Source organism: Cupriavidus sp. GW823-FHT07A04, from assembly GCF_058794615.1.
The window spans coordinates 53,934-73,290 of the sequence record NZ_JBXAHA010000008.1; the positions used below are offsets into that span (position 1 = coordinate 53,934).

The following is a 19,357-nucleotide window of genomic DNA, read 5'->3' on the forward strand; positions in this document are numbered from 1 at the left end:
CACGGTGCGCACGCGTTTCCGCCTCATCCTTTGCGCCTGGCAATGCGCGCTGCTGCTCGGCAGCGCCGCCGTTGCCGGCCCGGCTGTGGCGCAAGCCACCGTCACGCCGATCGACCTGGCCGCGCCGGCGGCGCGAGCACTCGATGAACCCGCCGCGCCGGCGGCATCCGCTCCGCCCGCGCAAGGCGCCCGGGAGGCCAGTGCCGCCAGCGCTGCCCAGGTACCTGCCAAGGCGAGCGGCGCTGTATCCGGCAATCTGGCGCTGACGCTGGGCGGCGCGGCCGTGCTTGTGGCCATCGCCGCGATGCTGCAGCGCGCGCGCCGCAGACGCCGCCCGCCCTCCTCGAAGTAGGCCCGCGCTGCGCCTTGCATTCGACCTTGCCCGGCCTACCATAGACTGCGCAAGGCCGCGCCTCCTGAAGCCCTTTCCGGGGCTGGCACAGGCCAATGCAGGAGCACGGCCATGGAACTCACCGTAGTGCCGATCGCCAAGCCCGAGGCGACCAACTTCATTTTCGGGCAATCCCACTTCATCAAGACCGTGGACGACATCCACGAGGCGCTGGCCGGCGCGGTGCCGGGCATCCGCTTTGGACTAGCGTTCTGCGAGGCCTCGGGCAAGCGCCTTGTGCGCTGGTCCGGCACCGACGAGGCGATGATCGACCTGGCGTGCCAGAACGCGCTGGCAATCGGTGCCGGCCACTGCTTCCTGGTGTTCCTTGGCGACGGCTTCTATCCGGTCAATGTGCTCGCGACCGTGCGCGCGGTGCCGGAGGTATGCCGGATCTATTGCGCCACGGCAAACCCGACCGAGGTGGTGGTAGCGCAGACCGCGCAGGGGCGCGCGGTGCTTGGCGTGGTAGATGGCGCTTCGCCGCTCGGGCTGGAAACCGAGGCTGACATTGCCTCGCGGCGGAACCTGCTGCGGGAGATCGGCTACAAGCTGTAGCCACTCCTTAGTGGCTCCTTAGTGCGCCTGCGCGGACGGCACGGCCCTGGCCGGGGGTTCGCCATCGTCTTCCTTCATGCGGCTGCGGTTAAGCACGCCAGCTTCTTCCAGCACCGGGTAGGCGGTGGCGCAGAACAACGAGTTCAGGCGCTTGAGATCGCTGATCACGTCGAGGTGCAGCGAGCTGGTCTCGATGCTCTCGGCGGTCTGCACGGCGATGCGTTGCAGGTGGGTGCGCGCGTACTGGCGCTCCATTTCGCGGAAAGTCGCTTTCTCCGCCATCAGTAGCTGCGCGCTTTTCAGGTCGCCGGAGAGGAAGACCGACAGCCCGAGCCGCAGGTTGGCCACCACGCGCGCGTGCATCTGCGAGATCTCCTGCATGCCCGCTTCCGAGAAGGCCAGGTTATGAGCGATCTTCTTTTCGCGCGCGTCTTGCAGGATGCGCTCGATGATGTCGCCGGCATGCTCGAGGTTGATGGTGAGCGAGATGATTTCCGTCCAGCGCCGGCCGTCGCGCTCATCCAGCGCCTCCAGGCTGATCCGGGTCAGGTAGAGCTTGATCGCGGTGTAGAGATCGTCCACCTCGTCGTCGATGCGGCAGGTGGCGGTGGCGAGCTTGGCATCGTTGGTGCGCAGCACGCGCAGCATGTTGTCCAGCATCTGCTCGATGCGGTCGCCAATGCGCAGCACCTCGCGCGCGGCATTGGACAGCGCCAGCGCCGGCGTGGGCAGCGCGGCGGGATCGAGGTGGCGCGGGGTGACCTGGCTGTCGCCGGTGTTGCGCCCGGGCAGCACCGCCTCGCACAGGCGCGCCAGCGGACCGGTGGCGCCCAGCAGCAGCACTGCCAGCGCCACATTGAAGAGCAGGTGGAAATTCACGACCAGCCGCTGCGGATCGGCGTCGACCAGCGCCAGCAGTTGTTCGGCCTGCCCCAGCAAAGGCAGCGCGATCACGCATCCGAGCAGGCGCGACAGCAGGTTGCCCAGCGTGACGCGCTTGCCGGGCTGGTTGTTGCCGGAGGTGGTCAGCAACGCGGAAATGCCCGAGCCCAGGTTGGCGCCTAGCACCAGCGCCATCGCCACATGCAGGGACACCACCCCGGCCGAGGCCAGCGCCCCGCAGAACAGCACCACCGCCAGGCTGGAATAGCAAAGGATGGTCAGTAAGGCGCCAATCAGCATGTCCAGCGTGGGGTCTCCGGTGAGCGTGCCGAACAACACCTTGACGCCAGCCGCTTCCACCACGGGGCGGGTGGCAATGGAGATCAGCTCCAGCGCCAGCGTGATCAGCCCCAGGCCGATCAGCACGCGGCCCACGTGGCCAGGCTTGTTGCCCTTCCAGGACAGATGCAGGATCACGCCAACGAAGATCAGCAGCGGCGACAGCCAGGACAGGTCCAGCGAGAACACTTGCACCATGATGGCGGTGCCGACGTTGGCGCCCAGCATGATGGCCAGCGCCGGCGCCACGGCAATCAGGCCCTGGCCGACGAAGGAACTGACGATGACGGCGGTCGCGTTGCTGCTCTGGACCAGGCCGGTCACGCCGAGGCCGGCGGCAAAGGCCGTGAACCGGTTGGAAATGCTGGACGAGAGCACGTGGCGCAGGTTGGCGCCGTACACGCGCAGGATGCCGACCTTGACGATGTTGGTGCCCCACACCAGCAGCGCCACGCCGGAAAGCAAATGTAGTAGTACGCCCATGCTGCGCCCTTATGCCCTTATGTGACCGGTGCCTCCATTGCGGATCGCAAGATTTCGCCCGGCCATCGTATCGTTGTCAATGGGGCATTATGCGCCTGCCGGCATGTGTGGGCAACGCCATGTCCACGCGGTGGAAATGGCCGCAAGCCCAATGCGCAAGCCGCTCGGAGAGCGGCCGTCAATGCGGGTCAATGCCCGTCAAAGCGGCAAACCGTGAACAGCGGCAGGCCGCTATCCAGCAGGTGGCGCGAGCCGCCGAGCTCGGGCAGGTCGACGATGGCGGCGCCTTCCACCACGGTGGCGCCCAGCCGCTCAAGCAGCTTGCGGCCAGCCATCATGGTGCCGCCGGTGGCGATCAGGTCGTCCACCAGCAGCACGCGGTCACCCGGCTTGCAGGCATCGGCGTGGATCTCCACCGTGGCGCTGCCGTACTCCAGCTCATACTCCTCGGCCACGGTCTCGAACGGCAGCTTGCCCTTCTTGCGGATCGGCACGAAGCCCAGGTTCAGCTCGTACGCCACGATGGCGCCCAGGATAAAGCCGCGTGCGTCGATGCCGGCCACCACGTCGAGCTTGGCGTCCATGTAGCGGTGCACAAAGACATCGATCAGCACGCGCAGGGACTTGGGATCCTGCAGCAACGGCGTGATGTCGCGGAACATCACGCCGGGCTGGGGCCAGTCCGGCACGGTACGGATGCGTTCGCGCAGGTAGTGGGTAACGTCGCCAAGGGCGGACGACTGGATAGTGGTGTTGGGCATGGGGACTCGTTCGGGCAGCCCGCCAAATCGGCAGGCTGGATGCGGTAATGGGTTACCACCCGGGCTGCCGCAAACGGCAACACAATGGGCAACGCCTGGGCGGATGGCACGCTTTGCGGCGTGGCTCCCCCAGGACAACCGTAACCATACAGGAGACAGCGATGGCGAAAAAGATCTTGATGCTGGTCGGCGACTACGCCGAAGACTATGAAACCATGGTGCCTTTCCAGGCACTCCAGATGGTGGGCCACACGGTCCATGCGGTGTGTCCGGACAAGGCGGCCGGCGCCAGCTGCCCCACCGCCATCCATGATTTCGAGGGCGACCAGACCTATAGCGAAAAGCGCGGCCACAACTTCGCGCTGAACGCGAGTTTTGCCGATGTGGATCCGGCGGCCTACGACGGGCTGGTCATCCCGGGCGGGCGCGCCCCGGAATACCTGCGCCTGAACGAGCGGGTGCTGGAAATCGTGCGGCACTTTGCCAGCACCAACAAACCAATCGCCGCGGTGTGCCACGGCGCCCAGCTGCTAGCCGCGGCCGGCGTGCTGGAAGGCCGGACCTGCTCGGCCTATCCGGCCTGCGCGCCCGAAGTGCGCCTGGCGGGCGGAAAATATGCCGACATTCCAGTCGACCAGGCCTACACGGATGGCAACCTGGTAAGCGCACCGGCCTGGCCCGCGCACCCGGCGTGGCTGGCGCAGTTCCTTGCCGTCCTGGGCACCAGGATCGTACATTAGAGGCTACCGAACGCGGCCCGCGAGCCCACCTAGGGCTATCGCGGGCCGTTAAGCACGGGAGTTCTTCTATGTGTGAAATCTTCATCCGGGCCACCCCGCAGTCGTACCAGGGCCAGTCACGCTCGCTCCGGCTGCATGGCGTGGCCACCAGCATCCGGCTGGAAAGCCTGTTCTGGGAAGTGCTCGAAACGCTGGCACGCCGCGATGGCATGAGCGTGGGCCAGCTCATCACCCGGCTGCACGACGAACTGGTGGCCTACCGGGGCGAGGCGGCAAACTTCACGTCCTTCCTGCGCGTATGCTGCCTGCGCTACCTGATGCTGCAAGGCGAAGGCCGCATTCCCGCCGACCCGCGCGTCCCGATCGGCTCGCTCGACGCGCGCTCCGTGCTAGAGGGCCTGCCGGCATCGTGGGCGGAAGAGGCGCACACCGGCAGCCGCGTGGCGGCATGAACCCGAACTTGCGGCCACTGAGCGCATAGCGCAGGCTCAGCCGGCCAGCATGCGCGCCTCGGCCGCTTCCAGCGCCTCTGGCTGGCCGCGCAAGACCACGATATCGCCCGGCTCCAGTACGGTATCGGGCTCCGGATCGAACGCGCGGATACCACGCCGGCGCACCGCCGTCACTTCCACCCCGATACGGTCCAGCCCGAGCGCGCCCAGGCGCCGCCCCACCGACGTGGCCTCCGGGCCAAGCGAAATGGAGTGCAGCCGCACGGACTCTCGCTCCACCATGTCTTCCTCGTCATCGCGGCCGTGGAAGTAGCCGCGCAGCAGGCTGTAGCGCGCATCGCGCGCCTCCTGCACCCCGCGCACCACGCGCCGCATCGGCACGCCCAGAAGCACCAGCGCGTGCGAGGCCAGCATCAGGCTGCCCTCGATGCTTTCCGGCACCACCTCGGTGGCGCCCGCTTTTTGCAGGATGTCGAGTTCCGAGTCGTCCATGGTGCGCACGATCACGGGCAGCGCTGGCTCCAGCTCCTGCACATGGTGCAGCACCTTCAGCGCCGAGGGTGTGTTGTTGTAAGTGATGATCAAGGCGGCCGCGCGATGCAGGCCCGCCGCGATCAGCGCCTCGCGCCGGCCCGCATCGCCGTACACCACGGTATCGCCCGCGCCGGCGGCTTCGCGCACCCGGTCGGGGTCGAGGTCCAGCGCCACGTAGGTAATGCCCTCGCGCTCCAGCATATGCGCCAGGTTCTGGCCGCTGCGGCCAAACCCGCAGATGATGGCGTGCTTCTCGGTCTGCAGGCTCTGCACCGCGATGCGCGTCATGTTGAGCGACTGCATCAGCCATTCGTTGGCGGTAAAGCGCAGCACGATGGCGTCGCTGTACTGGATCAGGAACGGTGCCGCCAGCATCGACAACAGCATCGAGGCCAGGATGACCTGGATCAGCACCGGGTCGACCAGGTTCAGGCCGTCGATCTGGTTAAGCAGCACAAAGCCGAACTCGCCGGCCTGCGCCAGGCCCAGGCCGGTACGGATCGCCACCCCCTGGCGCGAACCGAACAAGCGGGCCAGGCCGGAGATCAGCACCAGTTTGAAGACAATGGGCACCACCAGCAGCGCCAGCACCAGCCACAAGTGATCGAGCACCACATGGATATTGAGCAGCATGCCGATGGTGACGAAGAACAGCCCCAGCAGCACATCGCGGAAGGGCTTGATGTCCTCCTCCACCTGATGGCGATACGGCGTCTCGGAGATCAGCATGCCGGCCATGAAGGCGCCCAGCGCCATCGAAAGGCCTAGCCGCTCGGTCAGCGCGGCCATGCCCAGCGTGACCAGCAGCAGGTTGAGCATGAACAGCTCTTGCGAGCGGCGCGCCGCCACGATGTGGAACCAGCGGCTCATGAAGCGCTGGCCGACGAAGAAGATCAGGCTCAGGGCCACCACGATCTTCACCGTGGCCAGGCCCAGCGCCATCATCAGGTCGCCCGGATCGCGCGAGAGCGCCGGGATCACGATCAGCAGCGGCACCACGGCCAGGTCCTGGAACAGCAGGATGCTGATGATGTTGCGCCCGTGCTCGCTCTCCAGCTCCAGCCGCTCCGACAGCATCTTGGACACGATGGCGGTGGATGACATGGCCAGCGCGCCGCCCAGCGCCACCGAGGCCTGCCAGGACAGCGGAAACAGCCAGTTGAACGCCCAGCTCGCCGGAATCACGGCCAGGAGCGACAGCACCACCTGCGAGCCGCCCAGGCCGAACACCTGCCGCTTCATCGCCTTGAGCTTGCCCAGGCTGAACTCCAGGCCGATCGAGAACATCAAAAAGACCACGCCGAACTCGGCCAGGTATTTGGTTTGCGCGGTATCGCTGGCCAGGCCGAGCGCATGCGGCCCGATCAGGATGCCCACGACCAGGTACCCCAGCATCGGCGGCAACTGCAACATGCGAAACGCGACCACGCCAAACACGGCGGCGGCCAGCAGGACAAGGGTAAGGTCCAGCGGAGAGTGCATCGACAGGGTCAGGGTACGCCGCGCCGGGCACCGGGCCGGCCCGGTGCGGGCGGCCCTGCCGGCGGATTACGGCAAGCGCGATGGCCGCCCCGGCCGCCCGATCCCAGGAACAGCCCAAGCGCCATCGCATTCGTTGGTATACTTCGTCGCCATGATAGCTAATTTCAATGCGGATCGAGCACTTAGGCTCGCTCGCGAAACCCTCCAGATCGAAGCCGACGCCGTCGCTGCCCTCGCAGGCCGCCTGGACGACGGATTTGCGCAAGCCGTGCAACTGACGCTCAATTGCAGCGGGCGCGTCGTCGTGTCCGGCATCGGCAAGTCGGGCCACATCGGCCGCAAGGTCGCGGCCACGCTGGCCTCGACCGGCACGCCCGCGTTTTTCGTGCATCCGGCCGAGGCCAGCCACGGCGACCTGGGCATGGTCACGCGCGACGATGTGCTGATCGCCTTTTCCAATTCCGGAGAGACCGCCGAGTTGCTTTCGATTGTCCCGATCGTCAAGCGCATCGGCGCCAAGCTCATCTCCGTGACCGGCAACCCCGCCTCCACGCTGGCCCAGCTGGCCGACGCGCACCTCAATGCCGGCGTGGAAAAAGAAGCCTGCCCGCTCAACCTGGCCCCGACCGCCAGCACCACCGCCGCACTGGCGATGGGCGACGCGCTCGCGGTGGCGGTGCTGGATGCCCGCGGCTTCGGCGAGGAAGACTTTGCCCGCTCGCATCCGGGCGGCGCGCTCGGGCGCAAGCTGCTGACCCACGTGCGCGACGTCATGCGCAGCGGCAACGCGGTGCCCAAGGTACGCGAGAGCACGCCGCTGGCACAGGCCCTGATGGAAATCACCCGCAAAGGCATGGCAATGACCGCGGTGGTGGACCCGGACGACCGCCTGATCGGCGTCTTCACCGATGGCGACCTGCGCCGCCTGCTCGAAACCCCGCGCGACTGGAAGACCGTACCCATCAGCGAGGTCATGCACCGCACACCGCATACCGTCGGGCCGGACCAGCTGGCCGTGGAAGCCGTGCAGGTGATGGAGGCGAACCGCATCAACCAGATGCTGGTGGTCGACGCAGAGCGGCGCCTGGTCGGCGCGCTCCACATCCACGACCTGACCCGCGCCAAGGTCATCTGAGGCCAGCCCATGCCTATGCGGGAAATCCTGTCCTCCCTGAGCCGGCTTGCCATGCGAGCCCTGCCCCTGCTGCTGATGGCACTGGTGGCGGGCAGCACCTTCTGGCTGGTGCAGGTCAACTCCCCGAAAGAAGCGGACACCGGGCCGGTAGGCAAGAAGCATGAACCGGATTACTACATGATCCGTTTTTCCGCGACCGAGCTTGCCGAGGACGGCAACACCAAGCTGCGCTTCACCGGCGACAAGATGATCCACTTCGAGGACGACCAGACCTACGAAGTGACGCGCCCGGCCATGCGCTCCTATGAAATCGACCGTCCGCCCGTCACCGGCCACTCTGATCGCGGCACGATGAACGCGGAAGGCTCGGTCATCGACCTGTTCGGCAATGCCTTCATCGTGCGTACCCAGGGCCCCGACCCCGCCAAGGATCCGCAGATGACGGCCGCCTCGGAGTATTTCCAGGTGCTGGTGAACGATGACATCGTCAAGACCGACAAGGCTGTCAAGCTGACCCGCGGCCCGTCGGTGATGACCGCCAACGGCCTGGTCTTCAACAATGTCACTCGCGAAGTACAATTGCTGGGTAACGTACGCGGCACCATCATCACGGGGCCGCCGCCGGCGAGTCCCACGAAGTAGCCCCGAAGCCGCCCGCGGGCACCAACCGCCCGCGTCAACCGCCATCACGCCAACATGAATCCATTCCCGACGACTTCGTCCTGTCTGCGCCGCAGCACGGCCGCTTTGCTGACGCTGGCCGCCGTCCTGGGCCTCACGCTGGCCGCGCCCGCCAGCGCCGAAAAGGCCGACCGCGAAAAGCCGCTGGTCCTGGAGGCCGACAATGCCAGCTACGATGACGTCAAGCAGGTCTATGTACTGACTGGCAACGTGGTGCTGACCAAGGGCACCATGGTGCTCAAATCCGACGCGGCCGAAGTCCGTACCGATCCCGAGGGCTACCAGTACGCGGTCGCGACCTCCAAGGGCGGCAAGCAAGCCTATATCCGCCAGAAGCGCGACAACGTCGACGAGTACATCGATGGCTGGGGCGACCGCATCGAATATGACGGCAAGCAGGAGTTGTCCAAGCTGATCGGGCGCGCCCGCATGGCCCGCCTGGCCGGCGCCAAGCTGGTCGACGAGATCCGCGGCGCGGTGATCACCTATGACAGCCGCAACGAGTTCTACACGGCCAGCGGCGGCGCCGAGAACGCGACCGCGGGCAGCCCGTCGGGCCGCGTGCGCGCCGTGCTGTCGCCGCGCCAGGAGCAGCCCGCCAGCGGTGCCGCAGCCAATCCGCTGCCGCTCAAGCCGGCAACTGCCCCCGTCAACCCCTGACCTGACGCCGCCACGTCCCTGATCCACGGATTCTGACTTCACCTTCATGACCGCTACCCAAACCGCACCGTCCCAGCCCGCCACCCTGAAGGACAGCAGCACGCTGGTCGTGCGCCACCTGAAGAAGCGCTACGGCTCGCGCACCGTGGTCAAGGACGTGTCGCTCGACGTGAAGAGCGGCGAGGTGGTCGGCTTGCTGGGCCCCAACGGCGCGGGCAAGACCACGTCGTTCTACATGATCGTGGGGCTGGTGGCGCTGGACGAAGGCGATATCGTGCTCGACGACAAACACATCAGCGGCCTGGCCATCCATGAGCGAGCACGCATGGGCCTGTCCTACCTGCCGCAGGAAGCCTCCGTGTTCCGCAAGCTCAATGTGCAGGAAAACATCCGCGCAGTGCTGGAGCTGCAGCTCAACGATGGCAAACCCCTGGGCAAGGCCGAGATCGAGCGCCGGCTGGACACCCTGCTGGATGACCTGCAGATTGCCCACCTGCGCGACAACCCGGCGCTGTCGCTGTCCGGCGGCGAGCGCCGCCGCGTGGAAATCGCCCGCGCGCTGGCCTCCGCGCCGCGCTTCATCCTGCTCGACGAGCCCTTCGCCGGCGTCGACCCGATCGCGGTTGGCGAAATCCAGCGCATCGTCAGCTTCCTCAAGGCACGCAATATCGGCGTGCTGATCACCGACCACAACGTGCGCGAGACGCTGGGCATCTGCGACCACGCCTACATCATCAGCGAAGGCGCGGTGCTGGCGTCCGGGCAGCCTGAGGACATCATCGCCAACGAGTCGGTGCGCAAGGTCTACCTGGGCGAGAACTTCCGCATGTAAGGGCGCGCGGCGCCTGCCGCGCATCGTCCCCCGGGCGGCTTCGGTGTCGCCTTTTATCCTTCAAACGATCATAGCGACACCAGCGATAGCAATTTCCGTTCCATCAGTACGGAAGTTGGGCATAAAATAGGTCGCATGAAACCGTCGCTACAGCTCCGCCTCTCGCAGCATCTCGCGCTTACGCCGCAACTCCAGCAGTCGATCCGGCTGCTGCAACTGTCCACGCTTGAACTGCAGCAGGAAGTGGAACAGGCGCTGACCGAGAACCCCTTGCTCGAGCGTGAGAACGACTGGCTGGACAGCCCGTTGCGCGTGTCCTCGGACGGCTCGGTGAACCTGCAGAGCGCGCCCGCGCCAGCGCCCGCCGATGGCCAGGGCACCAGCGAAAACCGTCCCGATGGCGCCCCCGAAGCCGACGACAGCTACTCCGACAGCAATGAGGATTACGGCAGCGACTGGAGCCTGGACGACTTCGCCCGCCGCCCGCAAGGCGAAGACGACGAAAAAACCCCGATGCAGCTGCGCGACGCCGAGCCCACGCTGCGTGAACACCTCATGGAACAGCTGGCGCCGCTCAAGATTTCCCTGCGCGACAAAGGGCTGGCTATCTTCCTGGTCGAGTCCCTGGACGATGACGGCTACCTGAGCACCACGCTCGAGGAAATCTGCAGCGAGCTGCCGGAGGAGCTCGAGTTCGAGGTCGACGAGATCCAGGCTGTGCTCACGCTGCTGCAGAGCTTCGATCCGCCGGGCGTCGGGGCACGCAACGCCGCCGAGTGCCTGGCGCTGCAATTGCGCAGGCTCAAGCATCCGCAGCGCGAACTGGCGCTGAGCATCGTCACCAACCACCTCGAGCTGCTGGCGGTGCGCGATTACACGCGCCTTAAAAAGGCGCTGCAAGTGGACGAACCGGAACTCAAGGCCGCACATGAACTGATCCGCTCGCTCGCGCCCTATCCCGGCCATGCCTACAGCCGGCCAGAAGCGGACTTCGTGGTGCCTGATGTTTTTGTTCGAAAATTGAGCGGCGGATGGATCGCCCACCTCAACCCGGATGTGATGCCGCGGCTACGCATCAACGACATGTACGCGCAGATTTTGCGCGGTGCAAAAGGCGATGCAGGCGCGGCCGGACTGCAGCAAAAGCTGCAGGAAGCACGCTGGTTGATCAAGAATATCCAGCAAAGGTTCGACACGATATTGCGCGTCGCACAAGCCATTGTCGAACGTCAAAAGAACTTCTTCACCCACGGTGAAATTGCGATGCGCCCCTTGGTTTTGCGGGAGATTGCCGATACACTGGGTTTACACGAGTCCACCATCTCTCGGGTGACTACCAATAAATACATGGCAACGCCGATGGGGACTTTCGAGCTGAAGTATTTTTTTGGCTCTCACGTATCCACAGAAACCGGCGGCGCGGCCTCATCAACGGCAATCCGTGCGTTGATCAAGCAATTGATAGGAGCCGAAGACGCTAGGAACCCCTTGTCCGATAGCCGGATTGCCGAATTGCTCGGCGAGCAAGGCTTTGTGGTAGCACGGCGTACCGTTGCCAAATACCGCGAAGCGCTCAAGATTCCCGCGGTCAATCTCCGTAAGACTTTGTAGCCGAGCTGCATCGCCTGCCTGATGCAGCTCTTTCAGAAGGAGAAACGCTATGAACTTCAAGATCAGTGGACACCACTTGGACATCACGCCCCCTCTGCGTGAGTACGTGGAAACGAAACTGGAGCGTATCGTCAGGCATTTCGATCAAGTCATTGGCGTAAGTGTGCTGCTCTCTGTCGACAATACAAAAGAAAAGGACCGGCGGCAGTACGCGGAAATCAATCTACATCTCAAGGGCAAGGACATCTTTGTCGAAGCGCATCATGAAGACCTGTATGCCGCTATCGACGCACTGGTCGACAAGCTCGACCGGCAGGTGATTCGCCACAAGGATCGCGTGCAGAGCCACGACCGTGAAGCGGTCAAGTATCAGATGGCCGCATCGCAGATGCAGCAATGACCGTGCCTGGCGGCCCACATACCGGGCCGTCGGTGTCAGTCCCTTGAAAAATGGAATCAAGCCGCGCCCAGAGCGCGGCTTTTTCGTTGCAGCCTACCCGATCGGGCCACACAGGGGATTCCGCAACGCATATGTACCAGTGTATGCTGTGCAATACATGGTTGACCGGCCTAGCCATTCCGGTGCATGCAGCACCGCTTGAGCGCATCGGCTATTGCAATGCACAAAGCGGAAGCGGGCCTGCTCTATAATGGCCAGACGCCCGACACCGGCATGGGGGGACACCCGGTGGAAACCTCGGGCCTTGGTTTTTTTACCTCTTTCCGCCCGGTGGGACGCCTCCTGGCCCCGGGCCTGCTTACTAGAAAACCCTGCGCATTCCACATGAATCGTTTGGCTAAATTGCTGCCACCCGGCAACATCAACCTCGACGTCAGCGTCACCAGCAAGAAGCGCGTGTTCGAACAGGCCGGGCTCCTCTTCGAGAACAACCATGGCGTAGCGCGCGCGACCGTGACCGACAACCTGTTCGCCCGCGAGTCGCTCGGGTCCACCGGCCTGGGCGCGGGGGTTGCGATCCCCCACGGCCGCATCAAGGGACTGAAGCAGCCACTGGCCGCCTTCATGCGCCTGGCCGAGCCGATCCCCTTCGAGTCGCCCGACGGCAAGCCGGTCGCGCTGCTGATCTTCCTGCTGGTGCCCGAACAGGCCACCCAGCAGCATCTGGAAATTCTCTCCGAGATCGCCCAGTTGCTGTCCGACCGCGAGATGCGCGAAGGACTGGCTACCCTGCCCACCCCCGACGACGTGCACCAGTTGCTGACGCAATGGCACCCTTGATCCGGCACTGAAAGCCCGTCCCTGAAAGCACCCGAATGGAACTCACTGGCGTCACCTCGCAGTCGATCTTCGACGACAACGCAGCCGATATCAAACTCTCCTGGGTAGCAGGACTGGAGGGCGCGGACCGGGCCTTCGATGTCGAGTTCGCGCGTGAAGCCACGTCCGCGGCCGATCTCGTCGGCCACTTGAACCTGATCCACCCGAACCGGATCCAGGTGCTGGGCAAGCCCGAAATCACGTATTACCAGCGCCTCGATGACGAGATGCGCAAGCGCCAGATGGGCGAGCTGATCCTGCTGGAGCCGCCGTTCCTGGTGATCGCCGACGGCATGGAGCCGCCGCCCGACCTGGAACTGCGCTGCACGCGCTCGTCCACACCGCTGTTCACCACGCCGGTGTCTTCGGCCGCGGTGATCGACCACCTGCGCCTCTATCTGTCGCGCATTTCCGCGCCGCGCGTGACCATGCACGGCGTATTCCTCGACATCCTCGGCATGGGTGTGCTGGTGATGGGCGAATCCGGCCTGGGCAAGAGCGAGCTCGGCCTGGAACTGATCTCGCGCGGACATGGGCTGGTCGCGGACGATGCCGTCGATTTCGTGCGCCTCGGGCCGGACTTCATCGAGGGCCGCTGCCCGCCGCTGCTGCAGAACCTGCTGGAAGTGCGCGGCCTGGGCCTGCTCGACATCAAGACCATCTTTGGCGAGACTGCGGTACGCCGCAAGATGAAGCTTAAGCTGGTGGTGCAACTGGTTCGCCGCAACGATGGCGAATTCGAGCGCCTGCCGCTGGACTCCCAGTATCTCGACGTGCTCGGCCTGCCCATCCACATGGTCAAGATCCAGGTGGCGGCCGGCCGAAATCTCGCCGTGCTGGTCGAGGCCGCCGTGCGCAACACCATCCTGCGCCTGCGCGGCATCGACACGCTGCGCGACTTCATGGACCGCCAGCGCGCCGCGATGCAGGCCGATGTCGCATCGCGGGGTCAGGGCCGGCTACTCTAGGTTTGGCGGGCCCACGCCATGCGACCACGACGGGGCCGTTTTCAATTGCTTACATCCGGCCGCGCTTCGATGGTCAACGCGATTGGGGCATAGGCCGTTTTGTGCAGTAATGGGCATTGGGCCCAGCCCCGAGTTGCCGAGCCGACAGGCCAGCAGCCATGAAGTTTTCCACAGCCAGGAGAGCAAGCATGAAAAAATTGATCGCGATGTGCGTGCTGGTAGCCCCGCTTTTTGCCACCGGCGCCTTCGCCCAGAATGCACCGGCCGCTGCACCCGCGGCACCGGCGGCACCTAACACCCAGCAGGACAAGATGAAGGCTTGCAACACGCAGGCCACCGGCAAGAAGGGCGATGAGCGCAAGGCCTTCATGAGCAATTGCCTGTCCAATAAGCCCGCGGCCGCACCCGCCAAGAACAGCCAGCAGGAAAAGATGAAGACCTGCAACGCCCAGGCCACCGGCAAGAAGGGCGACGAGCGCAAGGCCTTCATGAGCGACTGCTTGTCCAAGTAAGCTACCGGCATCACTTGCGGCGCGGACGTGTAAAAATGGCGAACCTCTTCGGTTCGCCATTTTTTCTGGCACGGCGCCGTCATGACGGCGTCATCACCTGATGTTATGCTTGTCGTGCTATGCGCATCATACTTATCACCGGGATCTCCGGCTCCGGCAAATCCGTTGCCTTGAACGTACTGGAAGACGCGGGCTACTACTGCGTCGACAACCTGCCGGCGCAGTTTATCCCGGAGTTGGCCCAGTACCTGGCGGCGCAGGGCTACACCCATCTGGGCGTCGCCACCGATATCCGTAGCCGTGAATCGCTGGACGAGCTGCCCGGCACGCTGCGCGACCTCGCCTCCGAACACCAGGTCCGGGTGGTCTTCCTGACCGCCAATACCGATGCGCTGGTGCAGCGTTATTCCGAGACGAGACGGCGCCATCCGCTGTCGATGCGCGCAGCCATGGCTGGCCTCTCGGCCAATCCCAGGAACGAGAATCTCGCCGATAGTGCCGCCGAGACCGCACTCAACGACACCTCGCTGATCGAGGCCATCGAGATGGAGCGCGAGCTCCTGAGCCCGCTGGCGGAGGCTGCGCACCGCATCGACACCAGCAATGTGCGCACCAATACATTGCGCGCGTGGATCAAGGAATTCGTGCGCGGCGATGACCTCAAGCTCACATTGCTGTTCGAGTCGTTCGGCTTCAAGCACGGCGTGCCCAGCGACGCCGACCTGGTGTTCGACGTGCGCTCGCTGCCCAACCCCTACTACGACCTGGCACTGCGCCCACTGACCGGCCGCGACGAGCCCGTGATCGACTTTCTGCAGAGCCAGCCGATGGTGCTGGCCATGGCCGAGGACATACGCGCCTATGTGGAAAAGTGGCTGCCAAGTTTCATCGCTGACAATCGCAGTTACCTGACCGTCGCAATCGGTTGCACTGGGGGGCAGCATCGCTCCGTGTACATCGCGGAAAGACTTGCCAACTATTTTCGCGCCCATGGTAATGTGCTGGTGAGACACCGCGAGCTCGCGCCGGGCGGCTAAACGCCGCACCGCCAGGTTTCGCGGTCAGGCTCGGCAATCCTCGCCCGAAACCTTTGCTGGCTCAGCATGTCCTCACCCGCCACGCCCGGCTCATCCGCATCGTTCGCCGCCCCGCACAGCACCTCGGCGGGGCCTACGTTGGATAGCCTGCCGCTGTTTCCGCTGCATACCGTACTCTTTCCCGATGGGCTGCTGCCACTGCGCGTGTTCGAAGCGCGCTATGTGGACATGGTGCGCGCCTGCATGCGCGATCGCACGCCCTTCGGTGTCTGCCTGATCGCCAGCGGCAATGAGGTCGCCCGCCCGGACGAGCCCACCATGCCCGAGACGATCGGCTGCCTGGCCGACATCATCGACTGCAATATGGAACAACTGGGTGTGCTGCTGATCAGCGCGCGCGGCCGCCAGCGCTTCCGGCTGCTGGGCCACAGCGTGAGCCCGGACGGCTTGCTGGTCGGCCAGGCGGAATTGCTGCCGCCCGACATCATCGACTGCAAGCTCGAACTGCTGGGCGAATGCCTGGCCGTGCTGCGGCGTATCGTTGCCTCGCTCCATGCCGAGCATCCGGGCGAGCTGCCTTTCTGCGAGCCGTTCCTGTGGGATGACCCCAGCTGGGTGGCCAATCGGCTGTGCGAGTTCTTGCCGGTGCCGCTCAAGGCCAAGCAGATGCTGATGGCGCTGCCGGACGCGGGCATGCGGATCGAGATCGTGCATAAATACATGCACCAGCACCACATCCTCTAAGCAACGTTAAAACAATCCCCCTTGGGCTTGCGCCTCCAGCAGCTTGCGCACCGGCGCGGGCGTGCCTACCGCATCCAGATCGTCCAGTGACAGCCAGCGTAGTGCGGGGCCGTTGGCGGCATCGCGCGCGGTGAGGCCGGTGACGTCGACGCGAATGGCGCGGATCAGCAGGCGGAAGTGAGTGAAGACGTGGGTGAGCTCGCCGACCATATTGGCCGTGCTGGGATTGCCGAATTCGCGGGCGCGTTCCAGCGCAGCGTCTTCGGCCAGTTCCGCATCGAAGGGCACGGTATCGACCGGCATTTCGGGCAGGCTCCACAGCCCGCCCCAGATGCCGCTGTCCGGGCGCAGTGCGAGCAGGACCTCGCGGCCGCGGCGGACCAGCAGCATCACGGTGCTGCGCTCGGGAATGGCGGCGCGCGGCTTCGGCGTGGGCAGCACGCCGGTCAGCCCGTCGCGGCGCGCCACGCAGTCGCCGGCCAGCGGGCACGACGCGGCGGCGGCGAGGCAGGCTGGCTTGCCGCGCGAACAGACAGTGGAGCCAAGGTCCATCACGCCCTGGGTGTAGGACACCATGTCCTCGGCTTGCGCCGGCCCCTTGGCGGGCAGGACCGCATCGGCAAGCTGCCACATGCGATTCTCCACCGCCTTGACGCCGGGATGGCCATGGATGCCAAAGAACCTGGCAAAGACGCGCTTGACGTTGCCATCCAGGATCGGCGAGCGCACGCCGGCGCTGAACGCGGCCACGGCTGCCGCGGTGGAGCGGCCGATGCCGGGCAGCGTCACCAGCACCTCGGGGTCGGTCGGGAACACACCGCCATGCTCGCTCATCACGGCCTTGGCGCAGCGGTGCAGGTTGCGCGCGCGCGAGTAGTAGCCAAGCCCGGCCCACAGCGCCATCACCTCATCCGCGCTGGCCTCGGCCAATGCGGCCACGGTTGGCAGCCGGCCGACGAAACGCTGGAAATACTCGATCACCGCACTGACCTGGGTCTGCTGCAGCATGATCTCGGACAGCCAGATACGGTAAGGGTCGCGGGTGTTCTGCCACGGCAGGTCATGGCGCCCGTGCAAGCGCTGCCAGCCCACCACGCGCGCGGCGAAATCGGCAGGAACCACGGCGGGGGAAAGATCGGATGAAACGGCAGGAGAAGCAGCGGGCTTGCGGGGCATCGGGTACGTGACGGGTAAGGCAACACAGCAACAGCGCCGGAAGCGGCGGCGCGTCATGATACCGCCTCGCCGCCACCAGCCCTCGCCACCTGCATTCGCCGCCGGACTTGCGCCGGCCGCGCTTCAGGCCGCGAACGCCCTGGGCTGCCCCTCGTTGGCGTCCGGCTGCAGAATCTGCCTGGAGAAGGATTCGATGCGCCCGCTGCGATCATCCAGGCCGTTGAGCACTTCCTCGAGCTGCGCGATGCGGCTCTCGAGCGTGTCGGTGGCCTCGTGGATGCGCTCGATCGAATCGACCCGGCGGCGCAACTGTTTCTGGTGCTCGCGCACCTGCGCCTCCAGCGGCGTCATCACCGACTTGAGCCAGATCTCGATATCGCGGTTCAGATCGCGGAAGGTTTCCAGCACGCGGGTGGCGATGGTGGAAAACGCGCTCTGCACCAGCTGCGGGCGCGAGCGCGTGAGCATGTTCATGGCGCCGAAGTGCGTGTGGGCCAACGCCAGCGTCTGCTGCAATTCGCTGACGTAGCGCGCGGTGACGAACTGGATCGGCGCAGGCAGCGTAAAGCCATGTTCGGCATTGAAGCGGCGGTACATGCTGTCGGTGAGCTGGTGGAGCTGGGCGATCTTCTGGTCCGCCTCGCTGACCAGTTCGCCAAGCCGCGCGAACAAGGCGTCCATGTCCTCGCGCATGCCGCGCGAGAAGAAACGCTCCTTCATCTGCTCGCGGCGCTCGCGCATGGTGCGGCGCACGTCGCGCAGCTGCAGGCTCTTGATGATGTCCGCGCTATGGCGCCCGAACACCAGCCGCAGCGCCTGGAACTTGGCGATGCTCTGCTCGAACTCTTCTTTCTCCGACTGCACGCGCATCAGCATGTGCTTGACCATCGCGTGGTTCTTGCCGCGCAGCCCGCGCAGCTCGAACAACTGCTCGACGATGCTGCGGCGGCGGCTTTGCAGCAGTTGCTGCGCGCCGCGCGCCATCTCCTCCACCGAGCGCTGCACCTGGTCGGCGACGATCTCGCGCCGCTGCGGGATCAGCTGGTCAGACAGCACGTGCTCGAATTGCGGCAGGCCGCTGCGCGCCAGCAAGTCGTCGTCGTTGGTGACCTTGGCCACCAGGCCCTTCTGCGCCGACACCGGGTAGACGCGCGACTCGTCGATGCCCAGCACATGAGCGCTGGTGGTGACCTGGCGCGTGATCTCGGCCGCGGTCTCGGCCGGCGACTTGAGCGGGTCCCACAGGCCGTCGATCTTGTTGAGCACCGCCAGGCACCCCTTGCGGTGGCCTGCGCTCACATGGCTGCGCCAGAGGTCGAGGTCGCTCTTGGTCACGCCGGCGTCGGCCGCCAGCATGAACACCACGACATGCGCATCCGGGATCAGGCGCAGCGTCAGCTCGGGCTCGGTGCCGATCGCGTTGAGGCCCGGCGTGTCGAGGATGACCAGGCCCTGGCGCAACAGCGGATGCGGGAAGTTGATGACCGCGTGGCGCCAGCGGGAAATCTCGACCATGCCGTCGGCATCGAGCGCGTAGGCGGCGTCGGGATCGTTCTCGTTGTACAGGCCAAGCGACTCGGCCATCTCGCGCGTGACACGGTTGGTCTCGACCACGTGCCGGAACGCATCCAGCATGCCATCGGGCGACGAGGGGTCGAGCGGCACGGTGTGCCAGTGCGCATCGACGTCAAGGAAATCGGCGGTGGAGGCTTCCTGCAGGCGCGTCTCGATCGGCAGCAGCCGGATGCACGGCGCCTCGGCTTCGTCGTAGCGCAGCTCGGTCGGGCACATTGTCGTGCGCCCGGCGGAAGACGGCAGGATGCGACGGCCGTAGTCGGCAAAGAAAATCGCGTTGATCAGCTCGCTCTTGCCCCGCGAGAATTCCGCGATGAACGCCACCTTGAGCCGGTCGCTCTTGAGCACGCCCTGGATGCGCTGGACGCGTTCGTCGGCCTGGGCGTCGTAGAGATCGTGCTGCTGCAGCCAGGAGCGGAATTCGGCCAGGGAATGGAGTACCCCGGTTCTCCAGGCGCCGTATTGTTCGAATTGAAGGGCGAGGGTTGTCATTGGCACTGGGATCGGCTTGGCGAAAAGCCCCCG

General features: G+C 65.4%; 20 protein-coding genes. 15 read left to right on the forward strand and 5 right to left on the reverse strand.

The genetic code is table 11. The annotated features are described in order from the left end of the window. The first annotated feature begins 4 nt into the window (after positions 1 to 4). Both AC1Q7Q_RS15200 and AC1Q7Q_RS15205 read left to right on the forward strand, forming a co-directional pair. On the forward strand, positions 5 to 352 hold the full coding sequence (locus AC1Q7Q_RS15200) for a hypothetical protein (protein ID WP_492375329.1): 348 nt from the start codon (positions 5 to 7) through the stop codon (positions 350 to 352). A gap of 111 nt (positions 353 to 463) precedes the next feature. Continuing rightward, positions 464 to 949, forward strand: coding sequence for an adenosine-specific kinase (locus tag AC1Q7Q_RS15205; RefSeq protein ID WP_492375328.1), 486 nt, complete (start codon positions 464 to 466; stop codon positions 947 to 949). Between the two features lie 18 nt (positions 950 to 967). On the opposite strand, the gene AC1Q7Q_RS15210 is transcribed toward AC1Q7Q_RS15205, so the two are convergent. After that, entirely contained in the window at positions 968 to 2,653 is a 1,686-nt protein-coding gene (locus AC1Q7Q_RS15210) for a Na/Pi cotransporter family protein (protein ID WP_492375327.1), read from the reverse strand. Positions 2,654 to 2,841: 188 nt separating this feature from the next. Continuing rightward, positions 2,842 to 3,414, reverse strand: a complete 573-nt coding sequence (locus AC1Q7Q_RS15215) for an adenine phosphoribosyltransferase (protein WP_267605425.1) — start codon at positions 3,412 to 3,414, stop codon at positions 2,842 to 2,844. Between the two features lie 161 nt (positions 3,415 to 3,575). Between AC1Q7Q_RS15215 and AC1Q7Q_RS15220 the strand changes: the two genes are divergently transcribed. Both AC1Q7Q_RS15220 and AC1Q7Q_RS15225 read left to right on the forward strand, forming a co-directional pair. Beyond that, positions 3,576 to 4,154: a DJ-1/PfpI family protein gene (locus tag AC1Q7Q_RS15220; protein ID WP_006159426.1), complete on the forward strand. Its 579-nt coding sequence runs from the start codon at positions 3,576 to 3,578 to the stop codon at positions 4,152 to 4,154. A 68-nt stretch (positions 4,155 to 4,222) separates the two neighbouring features. Next, on the forward strand, positions 4,223 to 4,606 hold the full coding sequence (locus AC1Q7Q_RS15225; protein WP_492375326.1) for a ribbon-helix-helix domain-containing protein: 384 nt from the start codon (positions 4,223 to 4,225) through the stop codon (positions 4,604 to 4,606). A 36-nt stretch (positions 4,607 to 4,642) separates the two neighbouring features. On the opposite strand, the gene AC1Q7Q_RS15230 is transcribed toward AC1Q7Q_RS15225, so the two are convergent. After that, positions 4,643 to 6,622 (reverse strand): monovalent cation:proton antiporter family protein, encoded by a 1,980-nt coding sequence (locus AC1Q7Q_RS15230; RefSeq protein WP_492375325.1) that lies wholly within the window; start codon positions 6,620 to 6,622, stop codon positions 4,643 to 4,645. A gap of 151 nt (positions 6,623 to 6,773) precedes the next feature. Between AC1Q7Q_RS15230 and AC1Q7Q_RS15235 the strand changes: the two genes are divergently transcribed. The 11 genes from AC1Q7Q_RS15235 (at position 6,774) to AC1Q7Q_RS15285 (ending at position 16,081) form a co-directional block, all read left to right on the forward strand. Further along, a complete protein-coding gene (locus AC1Q7Q_RS15235; RefSeq protein WP_492375324.1) occupies positions 6,774 to 7,757 on the forward strand; it encodes a KpsF/GutQ family sugar-phosphate isomerase in 984 nt (327 codons plus the stop codon). A gap of 15 nt (positions 7,758 to 7,772) precedes the next feature. Continuing rightward, a complete protein-coding gene (gene lptC / locus AC1Q7Q_RS15240) occupies positions 7,773 to 8,399 on the forward strand; it encodes an LPS export ABC transporter periplasmic protein LptC (protein ID WP_492375332.1) in 627 nt (208 codons plus the stop codon). Positions 8,400 to 8,453: 54 nt separating this feature from the next. Then, a complete protein-coding gene (lptA, locus tag AC1Q7Q_RS15245; RefSeq protein ID WP_174425621.1) occupies positions 8,454 to 9,098 on the forward strand; it encodes a lipopolysaccharide transport periplasmic protein LptA in 645 nt (214 codons plus the stop codon). 46 nt (positions 9,099 to 9,144) lie between these two features. Beyond that, positions 9,145 to 9,930: an LPS export ABC transporter ATP-binding protein gene (gene lptB, locus AC1Q7Q_RS15250; protein ID WP_150991814.1), complete on the forward strand. Its 786-nt coding sequence runs from the start codon at positions 9,145 to 9,147 to the stop codon at positions 9,928 to 9,930. 135 nt (positions 9,931 to 10,065) lie between these two features. After that, the gene (locus AC1Q7Q_RS15255; protein WP_043343436.1) at positions 10,066 to 11,541 is read left to right on the forward strand and encodes an RNA polymerase factor sigma-54; all 1,476 of its coding nucleotides are present in this window, start codon (positions 10,066 to 10,068) and stop codon (positions 11,539 to 11,541) included. A gap of 49 nt (positions 11,542 to 11,590) precedes the next feature. Beyond that, the gene (hpf, locus tag AC1Q7Q_RS15260; protein WP_006159435.1) at positions 11,591 to 11,941 is read left to right on the forward strand and encodes a ribosome hibernation-promoting factor, HPF/YfiA family; all 351 of its coding nucleotides are present in this window, start codon (positions 11,591 to 11,593) and stop codon (positions 11,939 to 11,941) included. Positions 11,942 to 12,325: 384 nt separating this feature from the next. Then, positions 12,326 to 12,781 carry a PTS IIA-like nitrogen regulatory protein PtsN gene (ptsN, locus tag AC1Q7Q_RS15265; RefSeq protein WP_006159436.1) on the forward strand — a complete coding sequence of 152 codons (456 nt, stop codon included), beginning with the start codon at positions 12,326 to 12,328 and terminating at the stop codon, positions 12,779 to 12,781. Between the two features lie 35 nt (positions 12,782 to 12,816). Further along, the gene (gene hprK / locus AC1Q7Q_RS15270; protein ID WP_006159437.1) at positions 12,817 to 13,788 is read left to right on the forward strand and encodes an HPr(Ser) kinase/phosphatase; all 972 of its coding nucleotides are present in this window, start codon (positions 12,817 to 12,819) and stop codon (positions 13,786 to 13,788) included. 188 nt (positions 13,789 to 13,976) lie between these two features. Beyond that, complete coding sequence (locus AC1Q7Q_RS15275) at positions 13,977 to 14,300, forward strand: PsiF family protein (RefSeq protein WP_459570989.1); 324 nt, start codon at positions 13,977 to 13,979, stop codon at positions 14,298 to 14,300. Positions 14,301 to 14,419: 119 nt separating this feature from the next. Further along, the gene (rapZ, locus tag AC1Q7Q_RS15280) at positions 14,420 to 15,337 is read left to right on the forward strand and encodes an RNase adapter RapZ (RefSeq protein WP_492375323.1); all 918 of its coding nucleotides are present in this window, start codon (positions 14,420 to 14,422) and stop codon (positions 15,335 to 15,337) included. A 66-nt stretch (positions 15,338 to 15,403) separates the two neighbouring features. After that, positions 15,404 to 16,081 (forward strand): LON peptidase substrate-binding domain-containing protein, encoded by a 678-nt coding sequence (locus tag AC1Q7Q_RS15285; RefSeq protein ID WP_492375322.1) that lies wholly within the window; start codon positions 15,404 to 15,406, stop codon positions 16,079 to 16,081. 6 nt (positions 16,082 to 16,087) lie between these two features. On the opposite strand, the gene mutY is transcribed toward AC1Q7Q_RS15285, so the two are convergent. Together mutY and AC1Q7Q_RS15295 are read right to left on the reverse strand one after the other, a co-directional pair. Then, positions 16,088 to 17,257 carry an A/G-specific adenine glycosylase gene (gene mutY / locus AC1Q7Q_RS15290; protein ID WP_492375321.1) on the reverse strand — a complete coding sequence of 390 codons (1,170 nt, stop codon included), beginning with the start codon at positions 17,255 to 17,257 and terminating at the stop codon, positions 16,088 to 16,090. Between the two features lie 123 nt (positions 17,258 to 17,380). Beyond that, complete coding sequence (locus AC1Q7Q_RS15295) at positions 17,381 to 19,324, reverse strand: dynamin family protein (RefSeq protein ID WP_492375320.1); 1,944 nt, start codon at positions 19,322 to 19,324, stop codon at positions 17,381 to 17,383. Positions 19,325 to 19,357: the final 33 nt, after the last annotated feature.

Excerpts from the sequence above, each read along its gene's own strand:
- AC1Q7Q_RS15205 (WP_492375328.1), top strand. The coding sequence starts at position 464 with ATGGAACTCACCGTAGTGCCGATCGCCAAGCCCGAGGCGACCAACTTC.
- AC1Q7Q_RS15210 (WP_492375327.1), bottom strand. The coding sequence starts at position 2,653 with ATGGGCGTACTACTACATTTGCTTTCCGGCGTGGCGCTGCTGGTGTGG.
- AC1Q7Q_RS15215 (WP_267605425.1), bottom strand. The coding sequence starts at position 3,414 with ATGCCCAACACCACTATCCAGTCGTCCGCCCTTGGCGACGTTACCCAC.
- AC1Q7Q_RS15220 (WP_006159426.1), top strand. The coding sequence starts at position 3,576 with ATGGCGAAAAAGATCTTGATGCTGGTCGGCGACTACGCCGAAGACTAT.
- AC1Q7Q_RS15225 (WP_492375326.1), top strand. The coding sequence starts at position 4,223 with ATGTGTGAAATCTTCATCCGGGCCACCCCGCAGTCGTACCAGGGCCAG.
- AC1Q7Q_RS15230 (WP_492375325.1), bottom strand. The coding sequence starts at position 6,622 with ATGCACTCTCCGCTGGACCTTACCCTTGTCCTGCTGGCCGCCGCCGTG.
- AC1Q7Q_RS15235 (WP_492375324.1), top strand. The coding sequence starts at position 6,774 with ATGATAGCTAATTTCAATGCGGATCGAGCACTTAGGCTCGCTCGCGAA.
- lptC (WP_492375332.1), top strand. The coding sequence starts at position 7,773 with ATGCGGGAAATCCTGTCCTCCCTGAGCCGGCTTGCCATGCGAGCCCTG.
- lptA (WP_174425621.1), top strand. The coding sequence starts at position 8,454 with ATGAATCCATTCCCGACGACTTCGTCCTGTCTGCGCCGCAGCACGGCC.
- lptB (WP_150991814.1), top strand. The coding sequence starts at position 9,145 with ATGACCGCTACCCAAACCGCACCGTCCCAGCCCGCCACCCTGAAGGAC.
- AC1Q7Q_RS15255 (WP_043343436.1), top strand. The coding sequence starts at position 10,066 with ATGAAACCGTCGCTACAGCTCCGCCTCTCGCAGCATCTCGCGCTTACG.
- hpf (WP_006159435.1), top strand. The coding sequence starts at position 11,591 with ATGAACTTCAAGATCAGTGGACACCACTTGGACATCACGCCCCCTCTG.
- ptsN (WP_006159436.1), top strand. The coding sequence starts at position 12,326 with ATGAATCGTTTGGCTAAATTGCTGCCACCCGGCAACATCAACCTCGAC.
- hprK (WP_006159437.1), top strand. The coding sequence starts at position 12,817 with ATGGAACTCACTGGCGTCACCTCGCAGTCGATCTTCGACGACAACGCA.
- AC1Q7Q_RS15275 (WP_459570989.1), top strand. The coding sequence starts at position 13,977 with ATGAAAAAATTGATCGCGATGTGCGTGCTGGTAGCCCCGCTTTTTGCC.
- rapZ (WP_492375323.1), top strand. The coding sequence starts at position 14,420 with ATGCGCATCATACTTATCACCGGGATCTCCGGCTCCGGCAAATCCGTT.
- AC1Q7Q_RS15285 (WP_492375322.1), top strand. The coding sequence starts at position 15,404 with ATGTCCTCACCCGCCACGCCCGGCTCATCCGCATCGTTCGCCGCCCCG.
- mutY (WP_492375321.1), bottom strand. The coding sequence starts at position 17,257 with ATGCCCCGCAAGCCCGCTGCTTCTCCTGCCGTTTCATCCGATCTTTCC.
- AC1Q7Q_RS15295 (WP_492375320.1), bottom strand. The coding sequence starts at position 19,324 with ATGACAACCCTCGCCCTTCAATTCGAACAATACGGCGCCTGGAGAACC.